Raw genomic sequence first — 17791 nt, forward strand, 5'->3', positions numbered from 1 at the left:
AGCCTTACTCCTATATGTTATCAGTGGCTTTTCATTGGTTTATTTTCCAAAGTACTCACCCGTAAACTGCAAAATCCTGTTTCCATTTTTTTCAATAGATATGCCGATTTCATATTTCTCTTCTTGTACAAACTCTTTAGGAATGTATGCATAAAACCCTGCATTATCTAAACTTGAATCGTCAAAGTGAGTTCCCACATCTCTCCTGGCCATTCTGTAAGCATCGAAAATAAGTATATTATCATTTGATTTAAGTACAATGTATATATTATCTCCCACTTCATATTCTTCTTCAATAAATGCCCAACCTTTTATATATAGCAGATCTATATCCTGAATATGTTCTTTTTCAATAGATTCTATGTTGTATTTAAAAAGTTCTTTTTTCTCAATAAGAGTGAAATCTTTTTTCTCCGAAATTGCATTTGGTATAACTCCTCTTTTAGCCTTTGTCAAATACGTATCTGTGTACATCAAATATTTTTCATTATCCTTTTCTATATATAAGCCAATGTTATATACTCCGTCCTTTATTTTAAATTGTGGTATTAATGTGTAAAATCCTGAATCATCTAAGTTAAAATTATACTCTCCTCTAAAATAAGCAGTTACATCTGGCTTTTTTCGTGGGAAGGCATTAAAAATATATTGATTTGTTTTTGATTCTAATAAAATGTATATTCTGCTATTATGTGTATCTTGACCTGCTGAAAAAGCCCACCCAGATAATTCAATTAAGTCTTTTCCCCTTCTATTAGTTTGCCTAACTGCATCAATAGAATATCGCACATTATTTGTTTCTTCAATTAAGTCAATGTTTCTTTGTAATGTAGCTTCTTCTTCCACCTTAATAATAGAGTTAAATATTGTCTCTGCAAAAATAAAGTATAAAATGAAAGTAGACAATATACAGGCATGTATTATCAGCTTTTTATTTTTTATATCAATCTTCATTAGTAAATCATTCCTTTATTAGAATTTACTTGTTCTTTTCGTAATCAAAGTCCTCTAGCAATTCAAATTCTGATCCAAAGTATTGATTGAAGAGTACTCTAAAAACATTAGTAGGAGTGATATCATCATAGAGCATGCTATCACCTTCATTCGGGAAGTAAAATGCTGAAAATACTTTGTGATGGTGAACTGTTGGTATTGTTATGTCTCTCTTAATGCCACCACGTGGTCCATGATCTGACAGTACTATAATAATTGAATCTCGTTTATTCTGTTTTTCTAAAATATGTGTTATCAATTCTTGCATTACTTTAGAAGTATACTTAAATTGCCCCAAATAGTACTCTTTATCTGCCCAGTTATATTGGTTTTCATAATCTATTACTTCTCCATTTTCACCAAAAATAAAGGGGTCATGTGGAATTAAAAAATGCAGAAGCACAAATTTAGGTTCTTCTATATCAAGCACTGCTAAAAAATTATCTTTTTTATATTGAACAGAGGCTCTATGACTATCCCTATCATATTTTTCATGGCTTAATAATTCGTGAAAGGGGTTTAGTATAGTAGAGTTTAGTACAAACATATGAAATTCATCAACATAATAAGTACTTTCCTCTTCAAAGAAATTAAAGTATTTATCAGCCTCTATATTAAACCTATTAATATAATACCTATTGCCAAACCAATATGTCTTATACCCTTTTTCCTCTAAGAATGTTTGCACAGGACTATTTGTTATTAAGCTAGTAGGGTCTGCCACATCATCAATATAATCCATGTTTAATATCGAAGATAATGATAATATTGTTGACGGATACTTACTTTGACTATTGTTAGCAATATAAAACCCAGTTTCCTCCAAAAAACTCACAAATTCATGGTTGTCATATCCATATATCTCATTTATTGTGTCTATACTAGCATATTCATCTGGTAAAATAAAATAAATATCCGGCAAATTATTATTACTTGAAGTACTATCTATTAAAGTTTCTTGTTCTTGATAATTATTTGTATTAGAAGTTATAACACCCTGCACCTCGAAAGCTACAATGCTTAATACATTAATACTTACCAATACTAAAGCTATAATATTTAAAATTTTATTTAGGGATCTTAGTACCTCTACCCGTTTTATTAAACTGATAAAAAACGAACCATATCCCCATAGCAAAATCACAAAAGGTATCAGATAAATATGTTTAGCATAATAAAACTTCGTGTTCTCTAGTACATTATATAAATAACCATATCCATAAAATAACCCGCAGAACATAGTTGTGATTAATCCTGCCTTGTACAAATCTTTAGTTAAGCGTCCCATGCACATCCAAATGATAAAAGACATCATAGCCGATAGACCAAGCGGTAGTACTAATTGACTTATGGTTACTTGATTTATATTATATGAATATAGAAATACAATAGGATATATTGCAAATAACACAGGATGTAGTATTATTTCTTTTTTCAATATTTTCACCTCATATTTTCCTTGTTTGTTCTGAACTTCTTAAAAGCTTAAACCCTAATACTAACTAGATTATTACTTTTTTGTTTATTTCTACTTTAGAGCTAAACTTGTTGTGATATCTATTTCCTTCAGTTGCATAGCATTTGCTGTAGTTTCTTTTGTATTGTTTTTTAACCTTTTTTATAGTATTTAGGTAATATTAAATACACACCTTTTTTGAATATCCTTATTAAATTAGGATACTTAGAACGCATTTTATTCATTAATTTCCATCCTAGCGTATTCCGCATAATTTTAATTTCACTCTCTAAATCTCTTATTTTATTGGCCACTTCTATGCTTATCTCATCGTTTTCTCCATCGAGTATACTTCCTAGCTTATATGCTTTATAAATAGAATTACTATCAACTAATGGCCCATTGTCTAGACGAGGTAGTTTTATTATAAGACTTTCATATTCTTTAGTGTAGATTTTAGACATACTGTCCTTAGATGGAAATTTTATGTTTGTTACACATTTTAGCTTTTCGTTATATTCCTTCGAATCACTTTTAATAGAATATATTTTTTCTAAAATATCTTGCTCTTTAGTATTTAAAGCGACTAGCCAACCTCCATTTGTTGTTCTTATTCTATCACCTATTGCACCTACATCTGTAGCTAAGACTGGAATTTGTGCTTGCCATGCTTCAGTCAAAGTGTAAGAATAAGTTTCTGGCCAAATAGCAAGATTACATACAAGGTCTATTTCTAGGTTTATTAAAATATTACAAATGTCTTCACGATTATACCTTCCATATTTGACCAAGTCACTTCTTTGTAACAAATTAAGTCTTTGATCCCCTAAGTTTCCCAATAAATACCATTCTATATCTTTTTGTTTGTTGTTAGTAATCAAACTATGGATAATACCACTTCCCTTATATGGAGCTAATCCTCCAATAAAGGCAATTTTAAACTTATTTTCTTTGTCAGGTGACTTTTTCTCGATATGACATTCTCTTACTCCATGCTCAATTACCTTAATATTTAAGTTTCCATAATAATCTTCAATTATCTTTTTAGCAGATTCTGATGGTGTAAAAATCACATCACATTCTGACAGGAACTTCTTTACATTTTCATTCCATGTTTTTAAAAAATCTGTATCAAATCCTAATTTCTTCTTTATGCAAACTTTGCACATTTCTTCGTTTCTAGTATCTTTACAATATACTCCATTAGCGTCTAATAGGTTTATAGTGGGACATATTGCATAAAAATCATGTAATGTGACAGTTACTGGCAGATTGAATTTTTTTGCAATTTTTGGAATATCTAACGTATTCTTTTTAAAGTGCTGAATATGAATAACATCTATATTGAATGCTTTTAATATTTGTTCTAATATTTTAGAATATCTATATGAATAGAAGGTTGTATCAGTAATTTGCTCTTCTAAAGTATAATTAAATCTTAAGGTGTCATCATTTATAAAGGCTGAAAGTATTATTTCATTATCAGTAACTACCATAACATACTTATTTAAATCATTTATGCTTTCTACTAAATCCTTAACATGAAATTCCGTTCCTCCTACAGGATGATTTATTCCTTTTAAAAAATCATTGTGTAGGATATATAATATATTTCTTTTACCATTATTTAATTTTATATGCAGTTTTATGTTCTCTTGAATTTCTTTTAATGGATTTCTATTAATAAAATTATTAACATTTGGAAAATAATAGCTATACTTATTTTCCAAGACTTTTAGATTGTTTCGAATATATTTATTTTTGTCATCTTTAAATGACATACTTCCTTTATGATATATAAAAGTATCATCACTTAAAACGTTAATATACCCATGTTCTATAGCTCTACAGCAAAAATCATTTTCTTCTCCATAACCTTTTCCAAAGTTATCCTCATCAAAAAATCCTATTTCATTTATAACAATTCGTTTTATATACATACAAAATCCTACTGCTGTAGGAATTATAGGATATTTTTTAAAGCTAATTTCTTCAATCATTTTTGCATATTGATCTAATGTAAAATCCTTCGGTATCTCATTGTCTTGACAAAAGTTAGGCACTGAACATATAGTACCATTATTTGTAAGCGGTGTAACTGTAGCAATTGTTTTATCTATATATGCTGCTTTTTTTAGTTTTCTTAACCAGTTCTCTGTTACTATAGTATCACTATTTAAAAGCACAACATCATGGTTTGAATATTTCATGCCTTTATTAACAGTTTTAACAAATCCAAGATTTTCTTCATTGCTAAGTATAATTAAATTCTTTCTTTTCATCTTTTTAAGTTTGTCTAAATAAATATTTATCTTTGCGTCTGTACTCTTGTCATTAATTAGTATCAATCGATACTCATCATCAGATGTGTTTTTAAATACAGATTCTACACATTCTACTAAATCATCATAGGCATTATAAACTGGTATGATAATATCACTTGTTGTATTACTCAAAACGATTATCCCCCTTATTTCCCTTTAGTTACTTTTTATACATAATTTTTTCATAGACCTTTTTTGCTTTTCGGAGAGGTGCTGTGATCTTCCATGAATTGGAATTCTTCAACATATTGATTTCCTCTCCTAGCAAATTAGAATATTTTTTTTGCTCTATTAAATCTTTGTCTTGCTGGTGAAATTCACTTTTCAATTCATCTAGGTTTCTTTGCATAATACTAATCTGAGCTTTTAATTGTTTCATCTCATAGCTTTGATTTGCATAATCATCTTGCAACTGCTTCATCTCATAGCTTTGATCTGCATAATCATCTTGCAACTGCTTCATCTCATAGCTTTGATCTACATAATCATCTTGTAATTGTCTTATTTTATTTTTTTTGTTTAAAACTCTTTCCTCTAAGTTTTCTCTTTCCTGCAAGATCTTTATCAAGTATCTTTTTTCAAATTCGTAATTACTCAAAATTTCCCATTCGCCAGATATATGGAAGGATAATAAATTATCATTTATATTTTCGAAAAAAACCATCGGATCAAAAGTTTTAAATACAAAGAATTCATTTTCTATTATACTTTCATTAGTATAAATGTTATCTATATCAATATAGTTTTTTTCTCCTAAACAATCTACATACCAGATACTATTAATCTTTACTTTGCATAATCTATCTTCGATTGGATCCCATCTTATTGATTGAATCAATTTCTTAGAATAAGTTAAAAGATTGAAACACACTTCAAACAATCTGTGTTCATGTTGTGTTTTACAAATTATGCTGTTGCTTTCGCAATAACCATTTCCTAAATCAATATAAAGCTTAGTAGTTTTTTTAAGACTTGTTTCATGTAAAACATTTCTAATGTTAATAACTTCATGTTGAAATTTATCATTTGTAATATGTTTCTTTTTTTCACCTGATACATAATTTTGGAATTTTATTTCTATAAGATTATATCGTTTTATATCTTCTAAGTCTATTTCACAATATTTATATATTTCATTTATCTCTATAAAAGATTCCAAATATTGGTGATGTTTCATGTAGAAATTATTAATAGCTCTAAACACCACATACTCCATTGGTAAATTAAATGGGAAAATCCACTCATAATCAATAATTATAAATTCTTTCTCTAAATCTTGGATTAAATTATCAAATGTAATGTCTAAATTTGTGAAATTCGTACTATCAAGAAAAAATAAATCTGTCCATTCTTGATTAGTATCTGAGAACTGAAATTTATCATCTAAACTATATTTATGTGAATTATCTGCTGAAAAAGTCTTTACATATTGCAAGTATCTATTTATCAAAGAAAAAAAACCATCCTTATTCCTATTGCTAATAGCTGTAATCATCAGCTGTTCTAGCGTATTTCCTGATATATATTCAAATATCACTTCGTCATTTTGCAATCTAGCTTCAGCTACTTTAATATGCTTATAGTTCTTGCTTAGTAGCAAATAATTGTTAAAGATTGCTTTGATATGTTCCCCAGCTTCGTTTGTTAGCGCTTTCTTTTTTACCTTCTTTGTTTTACCATCTTTATAAATGATTGTTTCTAATTGAAATTTTGGTAATCGCTCCCTATTGTACTTAGCGTATAGAATTTGCATTTTTTTCATCTCCATTATATTTACATAATATCAGGAATGAGTTAGCAAAAAAATCGAATAGTCCATTTTTTATTATGTTATCATATACAAGTTTTTCATTAAATAGTTGTAGTCTTTCTTGAGAATAGCTAGGAATAAATGAATCTATTTGTCCAATTGTAGGCAAAAAACTTTCTGAAAATATTTGTACAGGGATTTTATAATCTGGCATTGGATAGTAAAACTGCAAAATATTAAACCCTATACTTTTTAGTAGCTCTTCTAATTCTTGTTTGCTAAAGGTTCTAACACCACTATCTTCAGTCAAATATCCTTCTAACCCATCAAATAAGCGGCCTGTGTGGTCTTCTGGTGACCCTGACCAATATTTTAAGCCAAATTTATTTTCAATGCCTATAATAAGCTCTCCATCCTTCTTTAACATACTCTTAATATTTTTTAAAAAATCTTCATAGGGAGATGGTGTTTTGGTATATAGTGCAGCATATTCCAGAACTCCTATTAAGGTAATATAATCATATTTTTTTTGTAGTTCTATTTCATTTAAATTTCCTACAACTATGTCTAAGTTTGATTTCTCTTTATTTCTATAGGCTATGATTTCTGCTCGTCTTTTTGAAAGCTCTACAGCAGTTACATCAGCACACTTTTCACAGAATAATCCCGTTAACGCTCCACATCCTGCACCTATTTCTAGCAAACTTTTACTATTATCAAAATTATACCATTCTAATAAGTTTCTCCGAATTGGTGTTAAGTGATAATAAACAGGCCATCTAATGTCATTCTTTAAAATCTCAGTGAAATCACTATGATTCTTCACAATATCTAATAGCTCATTTTCTATGTCTCCATCTGAATAATGGTCTTTTCCTGAATAATGTTTTAAGTTTAATATAACATTTCCTATTTTCTGAATCATAGCATTGATATATCTTAATAGATATATCCTAACCTCCTTAGTTTTTACTTTTTGTAAATCCCATTTCTTTTCTTGCTGCTGAGCTAGGAGTGTAAACTCCTATATGGTGAACTTTTCTTGTATCTAAAAATCATTATCAACTCTTTCGAAACTTGTTTACTGGAATGCTGCGTTATTTCGGTGCCATATTAATTGTTGTCAAAATATTATAATTAATAAAAAGCATCTTACATCTATAAAATTGCACAAAGATTATTTTATCAACTTTTATTCTTAATTTCCTCATTGGTAAATTTGACTAAATATCTTGATTTCTACTTTTAACGAATACTACTTTATTTAAAGATATTTCTTTTGTTTCTATCTTGAGTTTTAGATCATACATACCCTCAGACAATTCTTGCTTATCAATTATAATTTGGAACCCTGAATCATCGTAATTTGCTTCATGACCTAAATGTTTCGTTACATCTTTTCTCTCTTCTATAAATACAGGAAATACATAATTATTGTCATCATTAGTAAGCGTTAAATAAGTTTTAGTATTGCTTGATGAGATTCCTTCAAGCAATGCCCACCCTTTAATAACTACAATTTCATCGCTTTCATAATATCGTTCAATATTTAACAGTAATTCTTTATTTTGAAAGTCATCAATTTCTATATTTCTACTTTCACCTGTATTGCTATTAAGTAAAGCTATATTATTACTATTATATAAATGTAAAGAAAGAATAACAATCATATATATAACAAAGCAACTAATTGCTAAGTTTTTCTTTGTTAGCTTTCTAATCATGACTATCCTCCATTTTTTTTAATGATACTTTTGATTCTATGTCATAAATGCCAAATATTTTTTTTGTAGCTACTACTTCTATGAAAAAAGCATCGTATAGTCTATGGAAAATATGCAAGTAATCCTCTTTATATTTAGTACACCCAAAAGATAGAGAATAATTTCCTACTTGTAATCTTAATTTTTGTTGAAAGGAAATAACTATTTCCCGTCCTTTATTACATACCTCAGTATCAATATTTTCTATATACGTATTTGTTCCACAGATTTCATTGCCTTTAATATCTTTAATTGAAAAGGCAAATATGGGTTCTTCAATACTTTCATAAAATTTCACTTTCATTTTTACAGTTACTTCTTCATTATGCAAAAAAGTAGTATATGGTATTCCTTCTTCGCTAAAAATTCCAAAGTCAATTATTTCTGCTTTCTTATCTCCATATTCTAACATTTCCTTATTAATAGTAAATTGCTCTTTCCAGTAAGTTTCTTGATGAATTAGTAAATCTTTTCCTTTTATTTCTTTATTTTCATAGCAATTTGATAATAGCTTTTTATAAACATCCACCATAGTTTTAGGAGTTCCTTCCTCTACTTTTACTCCTTCATTTAAAACTATAGCGCTAGTACAATATTTTAAGATGCTGTCCATTGAATGACTTACAAACAATATAGTTTTTCCTAGTTCTTGAAATTCCTTGAATTTTTTGTAGCATTTTGTTTGAAAGGCTACATCTCCAACACTTAACGCTTCATCTACTATTAGAATATCTGGATCTACATTAATGGAAACAGCAAAAGCTAATCGTGCAAACATACCACTGGAATATATTTTTACTGGCTGATATGCAAAATCTCCTATATCTGCAAATTCTAAAATGTTATTGATTTTTCCGTCCATTTCTTCTTTTGTGTAACCCATCATTCTTCCATTTAAGTAAATATTCTCTATTCCTGTATAATCAGGATTAAAACCTGCTCCTAATTCTAATAATGCAGCTATCTTTCCATTTGCTTTTACTTCACCTAAGGTTGGTGAAAGTACTCCAGTAATTATTTTTAAAATAGTTGATTTGCCAGAACCATTCTTTCCAAGAATGCCTAGTGTCTCACCTTTTTTTATATTAAAACTAACATCTTTAAGGGCGTAAAAGTCTTTATGATATTTTTTTCTAAGAGGATTAATACCTTCTTTTAATCGATCAATAGGTTTTTCATATAATCTATATATTTTCGACAAGTTTTTCACTTCAATTGCAATGTCCATAGTTATCTCCTTTACAATACATCTGAAAAGTGAGGACGTACTCTTCTAAAAAATAGCGCTCCTAATATAAAAATTATTGCTGTTACTACCCAAAAATACATTGTTTGATTATATCTTTCCCAAAACCAAACATGATTTATAAATGTATCTCTATATCCTTGTACTATATAGAACATTGGATTCACCTTAAATAGAAACATGTATTTTGGAGGAAGTATTTCATAATTCCAAAATATCGGAGTTAGCCAAAAACCCAGTTGAATTATTATCGCCATAATTTGTGTCATATCTTTTAAAAAAACCGCTAAGGCAGAAGTAAACCAAGATAGGGCTATCACAACCATTATGGTGGAAAATAAATAGTAAATCACTTGTAAGTTGACTATATGTAAAGGAAATCCATACAGTCCAAACATTAAAAATAGAAACCCAATAAAAAACAGGTGAATAAAGAGAGCGGATACTATTTTGACAATCGGTAACACGCTTACTCTGAAAACAACTTTCTTTACAAGATAACTATACTCATATAAACAACCGGTAGCACTATTCCATGCTTCACTAAAGAAAAACCAAGGTATCATTCCACATATAAGCCACAAAATAAATGGCACATCCGATACTGGTTGTGATTTAAAGCCTACTTGAAAAACAAACCAAAAGATAAAGATAGTTATTATTGGTTGTACAAATCCCCATACTATTCCAAAATACGAACCAGCATACCTTACTTTAAAGTCATTTTTTGCTAAATCTAAAATTAATTCCCTATTATGAAAAAGGTCTCTAATAAAGTATATAAATTCTTTAAGTTTATTTAACACTGCACTTCTCCCCTAATTTGCTCTATCTCCATACATCCTATCATAATACTCCATATACTCACCACTAATAATCTTCTCCCACCAGCTTTTATTATCTAAATACCATTGTATCGTTTCTTCTATGCCTTCTTCAAAGGTATATTCTGGCTCCCAACTTAATTCTGTAGTAATTTTTGTATTGTCAATAGCATATCTCCTATCGTGGCCTAGCCTGTCCTTTACATAGGTGATTAGGTCCTCTGTTTTCTCTAATCTATTGATAATTAGTTTTACGATTTGAATATTGGCTTTTTCATTGTTGCCACCGATGTTATATACTTCACCAAGCTTTCCTTTATGAAGGACTGTTTCTATGGCGATACAATGATCTTTTACATGCAACCAATCTCTTACCTGCATACCGTCTCCATAAACTGGTAGACTCTTTTCTGCCAATGTGTTTGCTATCATCAGTGGAATTAGCTTTTCTGGGAATTGATATGGCCCATAGTTATTTGAGCATCTTGTAGTATTTGTCGGCATTTTATAGGTTTCATTATAGGCTCTGACGATCATATCAGCACTGGCCTTGCTGGCTGAGTATGGACTATTTGGGGCTAATGGAGTTTCCTCTGTAAACAAACCAGTTGCTCCTAATGCTCCATATACTTCATCCGTTGATACCTGTAGATATTTTACGCCCTCTCTATAGATGGGGTATCCAGTATCATCCTTTCCTAGTGTCCATGTGTTTTTTGCAGCATCAAGCAGTACTTGTGTACCCATAATGTTTGTTCTCAAGAAAATCTCTGGATCTTCTATACTTCTATCTACATGGCTTTCAGCGGCAAAGTTGATGACATAGTCAAATTGATAGTCTGCAAAAAGCTTATTTACCAATTCTCTGTCAGCGATATCTCCTTTTACAAATGTATATCTATCGTTGTCTTCTATAGCCTTTAGGTTTTCTAGATTTCCTGCGTATGTCAATGCATCTAAGTTGACTATCTTATAATCATTATATTTTTTTAGCATATGTATAATAAAATTGCTGCCAATGAAGCCTGCTCCACCGGTTACTAATAGCTTTTTCATCTTCTTATCCCCCGTTTACTTCAAAGTTTCCTTTAAGGATTTCCATTGCTTGTCTTTTTCAGATAACATAATCTCTTTTAGATTTTCTATCGGCCATTCTATCGCTATATCTGGGTCATTCCATAGGATTCCACCTTCGTCTTCTGGATGGTAATAATCAGTACATTTATAGACAAACTCTGCTTCTTCTGACAGAACCACAAATCCATGGGCAAAGCCTTCAGAGACATAGAATTGTCTTTTGTTCTCCTCCGATAGAATTGCCCCATACCATTTACCATAGGTTGGTGAATTCTTTCTAATATCTACTACAACATCAAAGACTTCTCCTTTTGTTACACGTACGAGTTTACCTTGCGGATGTTTATATTGAAAGTGCAGTCCTCTAAGGACACCTTGTTTTGATTTTGACTCATTATCCTGTACAAATACCATGTCTAATCCAGCATTTTTAAAATCCTGATAGTTATAGGTCTCCATAAAATAGCCTCTATTGTCTCCAAACACAGTAGGCTCGATAATATATAAGCCTTTTATATCTGTTTCGATAAAGTTAAATTTTCCCATAGGTCCTCCTATACACTTCCTACTAATTTTTCTTCTACAGGGTCTACTTCTGCATCCTGTATCAAACTATATAAATATTGTCCATAGTCTGTTTTTTCTAGTTCTTTTGCTGTTTTTAGAAGCTCTTTTTTTGTAGTGTAACCTTTTCTGTAGGCGATCTCCTCAATACATGCTATGTAAAGCCCTTGTCTCTTTTGGATGGCTTCTACAAAGTTACTAGCCTCTAGTAGTCCACTATGGGTTCCTGTATCTAGCCATGCCATCCCTCTTCCAAACAGTTCCACTTTTAGCTTGCCTCTTCTTAGGTATTCATTGTTTATGGAGGTGATTTCGATCTCACCTCTAGCTGATGGTTTTACATTTTTTGCAATATCTACTACTTCATTATCATAAAAGTATAGCCCTGGTACTGCATAGTTTGATTTAGGCTTTTTAGGTTTTTCTTCTATAGAGATGACATTATTATCTGCATCAAATTCTACTACACCAAACTCAATAGGATTATTCACGTAGTAGCCAAATATAGTGGCCCCATCTTTGCGATTCACAGCCCTTTCTAATATCTGTGTAAAGCCTTGGCCATAAAAAATGTTGTCTCCTAGGATTAGGGCAACATTATCGTCACCTATGAATTCTTCCCCTACGATAAAGGCATCTGCTAATCCTCTAGGCTTGTCTTGGATGGCATAGGAGATGTTGATTCCCATATGTTGCCCATTACCCAATAGTTCTTCATAGGAGCCTATATCTCTAGGTGAGGATATTATCAATATATCCTTTATCCCTGCCAGCATCAATACTGATAGTGGATAATAAATCATTGGTTTATCATATATAGGCAGTAGCTGTTTTGATATGGAACGGGTTACAGGATACAGTCTAGTACCGGATCCTCCCGCTAATATGATCCCTTTCATCTTGCTTCCCCCTTTTTACATCAACTATCTATTTGGTAATAAACTTCATCATTATTACTTATTCTACTTTATCATAAAGAATCCTGTTGTAAAATGTTATTTATTGTGTTACTTTATGGATTTAAAGGAAAAACTTTATATTAATCCTCCTGCTGTAATCTTTCCTTAGCAATATTGATTTTTTCTATTGTATTTTGATCTAAATTGATATGAAAACGCTGTTTGACATACCACTCAGGTGCGTCACTTACGTCCCTTAGTACTGTTTCTTTGGTGTGAAGAAGCTCTTTGTTTATCTCCTCTATCCTCTGCTCTAGCTCTAGTACTCTTTCAAAATACATTTCAGCCTCAGTAGTCTCTCCTGTGTCCATCATAATGCTACCTACAGCATAATAGAAGTCAATAGAAAAGTTGTAAGTATGATCACTTAAGCTATGGCTTTCAAGATATTTTTCTACTAATTCTACTGCTCTAGCATATTCTCCTATTGTTGTATAATAATTTATTGCGTTTTGCAATACCGCCATGCTATTACTATCTCTACTTAAAGCTTTCTCTACATTTTTCTTGGATTTTTCTATTAGCGCTTCATCTGGTGCATTTAATCCAATAAGTAATTGTAGTTGAGCTAAATCAAGATGGTATGTAGCATTGTACAGGTATTGTCTTGAGGCCTTTTCCAGGTGTTCCATTGACTTGTAATAGTCTCCTTCTTCTGCTAGTGCTATGGCTGTTGTTGCATTTTTTATTCCTAATCTAAAGGCACCTGATAGTAGCAATACTACTATAGACAAAGCAATTATGGCTGTTTTAGGAAGGCTTCGTGTAATGTTTGTTTTTGATGGTTGTGGGATGTAATTTTTATAGGCAGCTGTTACTATGGCTATTAATAGCCAAAAAATAACAGCATAGGCTCCCAACGACATATTGAAGTCAATGGTATTATGAAGCATCATTGCCAGTACTGCACATATGATTCCGGTTAGTTTGTTTGAAAGCCTTTGATCCTCTATATTTTTTATTGTTTTATAGCTAATCCATAAGAAACATGCATAAATACCTAGTAGCAGAAATAAACCAATGGTACCTGACTCTATCCAACTCTGCATGATATTGTTATGCACTTCTGTTGTAGTATAATCATAGGTTTTATATTGGCCGTATAGAGCAGCCCAACCTCCACCGCCTGTACCTAAAATAGGATAGTCTTTCACGACTTTTAAAGCATCTTGATAAAAAACGCCTCTTTCAACAACAGTAAAGGTTCTCAAGTTTATGGTTGCCAACCTTGAAGATACGGTTTCTGGAAAAAGTCTTATCATATGTCCGTTTGTTAATAGTATTGTAAGTAAAATGGTAGTAATGCTAATAATTACTATCAAGGATTTTTTGTTAATATATTGTTCATGTAATGTGGTCACATATCTATGTAAAAGATAAGTGACTCCTACTGTTGTTATACTTCCTATAAGTAACCAGCTCCATCCTAAAGCTTGATTGGATGTCTGTATCGCTTTATATATCTGTGGGGTCGTTATCCCAAAAGCTAATATAATACCCACGAAGGAAAAGATGATGTCTTTTAGAGTCTGCTTTTTCATAAGAACTAGTGCAATAAAGCCTACTACAGGCAACAAAAGCCAAGCTCCTCTTGAGTAAGAAAATATTAGTCCAAAAAATAGAAGATAACCCATAGCTACAGCAGTGTATTTTTTCCACCCTTCATTGGCTGTTATTTCTCCCATAGCTAAAAATAAAGTGGCTAGCATAAAAGCACCAAAGGTATTGTGGTATTGAAAGGTAGAGCTTATCATTCCCTCCTTAAAGGCATCCTGGTATGTAAAGCTTCCAAAGCTTGCCCCTATTCCTATAATACTGACAATTGTACCACTAAGCAGTATAGACCAGCTTATAGTACTAATTTCTTTGTTTCCTTTTATTTCACTAACTGTTATAAAAAAGATTAAAAAGTAAGTGGTATTTTTTATGGCTTCAAAAACTGCTTTGTGTTTATTAATAGCAAGTGGGAATGACACAACATATAGGATCATCATGGCTGTGATTAAATACTCTATCCATGTAGAGAATACCATCTTTTCCTTTTCTAAAACATTTCTTATAGCGGCTCCTAGTGCTAATAAAGCAATCATAATACTGGCTGTATAAAATTCCTTTTCAAAAAATAATCCTCTAAATAAAGGCAGAAATGAAACTATAATACATAAAAACAATACTTGGACCTTCATTCCCGACCTTTTTTCTTCTTTATTATACAACTTTTTTATCCTTTTTGTTGCCATTGTAGCACCTCAGATTTATTAAATTCATTATATAAAGCTACTATCTTGCCCCTTCTATTGTATACAAAATTTTCCTCAAAGACAATAAAATCTCTATAAAATCTGTAGAATCTCTATATCATAAATAAATTGTAACTATACTGATCTCTATATAAAATATTTAGGCGAAGAAAATTTATTTCTCCGCCATAATAACTTTAATTAAGTTGATATAAGTAATTAAATATGTTTTTAATCCATTAAAACAATAATCCTTGTAGCTACAAACTCATTGTTTTCATAATTTCCATGGATAATAACTTCATCATCTCTATCAAGATATCTGATATCTATTTCTCTACCTGTATCCTCAACAAATTTTGTATGTCTATTGTAGTAAACAGTAACTGTTTCTTCCCTTGAGGAAATATCATATGGCCTTACGATCATTCTATTGAGCCCTTCGTGAATCCTGGTGATTTCTCCGCTGATGATATTTCTATGGCCTCTCCTCTTGGCTTCTATTTCAATAACTCTATCATTTTGCAGCTCTAGCTCTACTTCATAATTTGTTCTTAAATCATAGATGTCTGCTCTTTCATTGTCGAGATAGACTGATACCGCATTGTCTATGATATAGGTTACCTCTTCATCATTATTATTTGTAATGGTGAGCCTTATTGGGTTCTCGATGGTTATTGATTTGATAGTTCCTTTATCCTCTTGTTTTGTATCAATGCCCGTAGCTTCTATGCGCCTAACTTTGCTACTTCTTACCTCGATGTTAACAATGTCTCCCCTTACTAAATCTTCTAAATCTGCACTTCTATTGTCTCTTCTAACAACAACATCGTCATGAATCTCTAAATCTCTTATTTCACTGCCCACAGTTCGAACACTGATTCTAAAGGGATATCTTCCAAAGTTTACACCACTATTTAATATGCCTGTAAAGCTTTGATATTCATAATCTACAAGGACTTCTATAGCTCTATCCCCTTCATATCTGATGGTTACTGAATCATCTTCCTTTAAATCGCGAAAGGCAGCTGTTTTATCCTCGATTTTGATTTCTGTATCATCATAGACTCTATAGGTTCTTCCCCCCACTACAATTCTATGGTATAGGTCTCCTAGCATTATTCGATCTATAAAGCCTTCTATTTTGTTTTCTTTAGGATTAACTTCTATTTTTGTTAAACGATTGCTATTTTCAAAGGTAAGATTTACTCTTTGTCCTTTGGCTAGAGCATTTATGGATCTACTTGTGCCATCAATGATGATTTCTGCACTGCTTGGTACTTCATATAAATCCATAACATCCTCTTCATCCCTTACAAGGATTGTGCGATTGGCTATCACTACATGCTCTAGAGTGCCACCCTTTTTTGTGATATTAGGTTCTTCTTCTACTGGTGCAGGTACTGGCGCCGGCACCTCTACTACGATATCTGCTGTTTTCAGCACATCATAAGCTTTTGAGCATATGGTTGCCATCTCAGCTCTGGTTATGGTGTTTTGCGGGTTAAATCTATTGGTGTTGTCCCCAGAGAAGATATTGTTTTTTACCAATAACTCCACATAAGGCATCGCAGACGCATGAATCATTTCTCTATCTATAAAGGTTAATGGAGATACAGAGCTGCGTTGCGGGTTAGGATCTATGGCCTTGCCTAAGTATACTGCCACCTGCTGTCTAGATGCACTTACCTGTTGTTCTCCACTCATAAGGTTAGCTAGGTCATTGCCTTCTAGGATATTATACTCCCAAGCATAGGCTGTGGCTTCGTAGGCCCACTCAGGAATGTTGTAGGAGGCCAATACGTTTCTATATTTATCTACATAGTTTTCAGTGGATTTTAGTTTATTGGTTGCTCTTAGGGTTCTAAATATCATGTGTACTGCCTGCACCCTGCTGACAGGGCTTTCTGGTTTGAATACCAGTTGTCCGTTCTCCGTCATCCCGCTAACGATTCTTTCTTCAGCCATTTTTGTGATATGTCGTGTTGCCCAATGACTTGACGGCAAATCAGCAAAGGATGTGTTAGCAAAGCTAGCAGTTACAGTGGTTAGAAACATAAGTAATGAAATTGTTATGACAAGCATTTTTCTTAGGCTTTTCATTGTCTGTTATCCCCCTTGTTTTTATTAAAAATTATAGATATACTATTCTATATATTTCCTTAAAATCCTGCATTTATCTGCATTTTTTTCATTTTGGGTCTTTTGTTGTGGATTGTAATATATCTGCAGCTGTGTCTATATTCCGTTACGCCACGGGGACAGTCCCTCAGACACATTGAGAAACATGTGTCAGTTGGACAGTCCCCTTAACTCCGCTCTGGGAAACGCTAGCCAGTTGGACAGTCCCCATTTCTCTGCTAGCTTTTCCTTGCTCCTGCTATAAGTGATCTTGTCTAAATATAGGGATAAGTTGCTGTTTTATCTCCTCTGGCAGGTCTTTCAGCTTGGTGTTGTCTAGTTTTTGTATTTGTACTGTGTCCCAGTTTACTTTTTCAGCTAATTCTTTTACTGTTAAACTAGCAGATTTTCTTAGTTCTTTCACTGTTTTATTTTGGTTTATCCAATAAAACAACATCCTTCTCACCTCGAATT

The 17791-nt window shown here is 31.7% G+C and carries 14 protein-coding genes; all 14 read right to left on the bottom strand.

The window, feature by feature from the left end; genetic code table 11:
- Positions 1-39: 39 nt before the first annotated feature.
- Positions 40-954, bottom strand: coding sequence for a hypothetical protein (locus BMX10_RS08315; RefSeq protein ID WP_090442275.1), 915 nt, complete (start codon positions 952-954; stop codon positions 40-42).
- Between the two features lie 25 nt (positions 955-979).
- A complete protein-coding gene (locus tag BMX10_RS08320) occupies positions 980-2431 on the bottom strand; it encodes a sulfatase-like hydrolase/transferase (protein WP_090442278.1) in 1452 nt (483 codons plus the stop codon).
- A gap of 170 nt (positions 2432-2601) precedes the next feature.
- The gene (locus tag BMX10_RS08325; RefSeq protein ID WP_090442281.1) at positions 2602-4905 is read right to left on the bottom strand and encodes a glycosyltransferase; all 2304 of its coding nucleotides are present in this window, start codon (positions 4903-4905) and stop codon (positions 2602-2604) included.
- A gap of 28 nt (positions 4906-4933) precedes the next feature.
- Positions 4934-6526 carry a hypothetical protein gene (locus BMX10_RS08330; protein ID WP_090442284.1) on the bottom strand — a complete coding sequence of 531 codons (1593 nt, stop codon included), beginning with the start codon at positions 6524-6526 and terminating at the stop codon, positions 4934-4936.
- Positions 6507-7448 carry a class I SAM-dependent methyltransferase gene (locus BMX10_RS08335; RefSeq protein WP_090442287.1) on the bottom strand — a complete coding sequence of 314 codons (942 nt, stop codon included), beginning with the start codon at positions 7446-7448 and terminating at the stop codon, positions 6507-6509. Before BMX10_RS08335 ends, BMX10_RS08330 begins: the two co-directional genes overlap by 20 nt.
- Before the next feature lie 298 nt (positions 7449-7746).
- The gene (locus tag BMX10_RS08340) at positions 7747-8247 is read right to left on the bottom strand and encodes a hypothetical protein (RefSeq protein ID WP_090442290.1); all 501 of its coding nucleotides are present in this window, start codon (positions 8245-8247) and stop codon (positions 7747-7749) included.
- Positions 8240-9514: an ABC transporter ATP-binding protein gene (locus BMX10_RS08345; protein WP_090442293.1), complete on the bottom strand. Its 1275-nt coding sequence runs from the start codon at positions 9512-9514 to the stop codon at positions 8240-8242. The genes BMX10_RS08340 and BMX10_RS08345 overlap by 8 nt, the downstream gene beginning before the upstream one ends.
- A gap of 11 nt (positions 9515-9525) precedes the next feature.
- Complete coding sequence (locus BMX10_RS08350) at positions 9526-10338, bottom strand: ABC transporter permease (protein WP_090442295.1); 813 nt, start codon at positions 10336-10338, stop codon at positions 9526-9528.
- A gap of 12 nt (positions 10339-10350) precedes the next feature.
- Complete coding sequence (rfbB, locus tag BMX10_RS08355; RefSeq protein ID WP_090442298.1) at positions 10351-11412, bottom strand: dTDP-glucose 4,6-dehydratase; 1062 nt, start codon at positions 11410-11412, stop codon at positions 10351-10353.
- Positions 11413-11427: 15 nt separating this feature from the next.
- Positions 11428-11979, bottom strand: a complete 552-nt coding sequence (gene rfbC / locus BMX10_RS08360) for a dTDP-4-dehydrorhamnose 3,5-epimerase (RefSeq protein WP_090442301.1) — start codon at positions 11977-11979, stop codon at positions 11428-11430.
- 8 nt (positions 11980-11987) lie between these two features.
- Positions 11988-12896: a glucose-1-phosphate thymidylyltransferase RfbA gene (gene rfbA, locus BMX10_RS08365; RefSeq protein WP_090442304.1), complete on the bottom strand. Its 909-nt coding sequence runs from the start codon at positions 12894-12896 to the stop codon at positions 11988-11990.
- Positions 12897-13036: 140 nt separating this feature from the next.
- Entirely contained in the window at positions 13037-15196 is a 2160-nt protein-coding gene (locus tag BMX10_RS08370; RefSeq protein ID WP_090442307.1) for an O-antigen ligase family protein, read from the bottom strand.
- Positions 15197-15427: 231 nt separating this feature from the next.
- The gene (locus BMX10_RS08375) at positions 15428-17299 is read right to left on the bottom strand and encodes an S-layer homology domain-containing protein (protein WP_090442310.1); all 1872 of its coding nucleotides are present in this window, start codon (positions 17297-17299) and stop codon (positions 15428-15430) included.
- 277 nt (positions 17300-17576) lie between these two features.
- Positions 17577-17771, bottom strand: coding sequence for a transcriptional regulator (locus BMX10_RS08380; protein WP_244272676.1), 195 nt, complete (start codon positions 17769-17771; stop codon positions 17577-17579).
- Positions 17772-17791: the final 20 nt, after the last annotated feature.

This window comes from Natronincola peptidivorans, assembly GCF_900111615.1.
GTDB classification, from domain to species: Bacteria; Bacillota; Clostridia; order Peptostreptococcales; family Natronincolaceae; genus Natronincola_A; species Natronincola_A peptidivorans.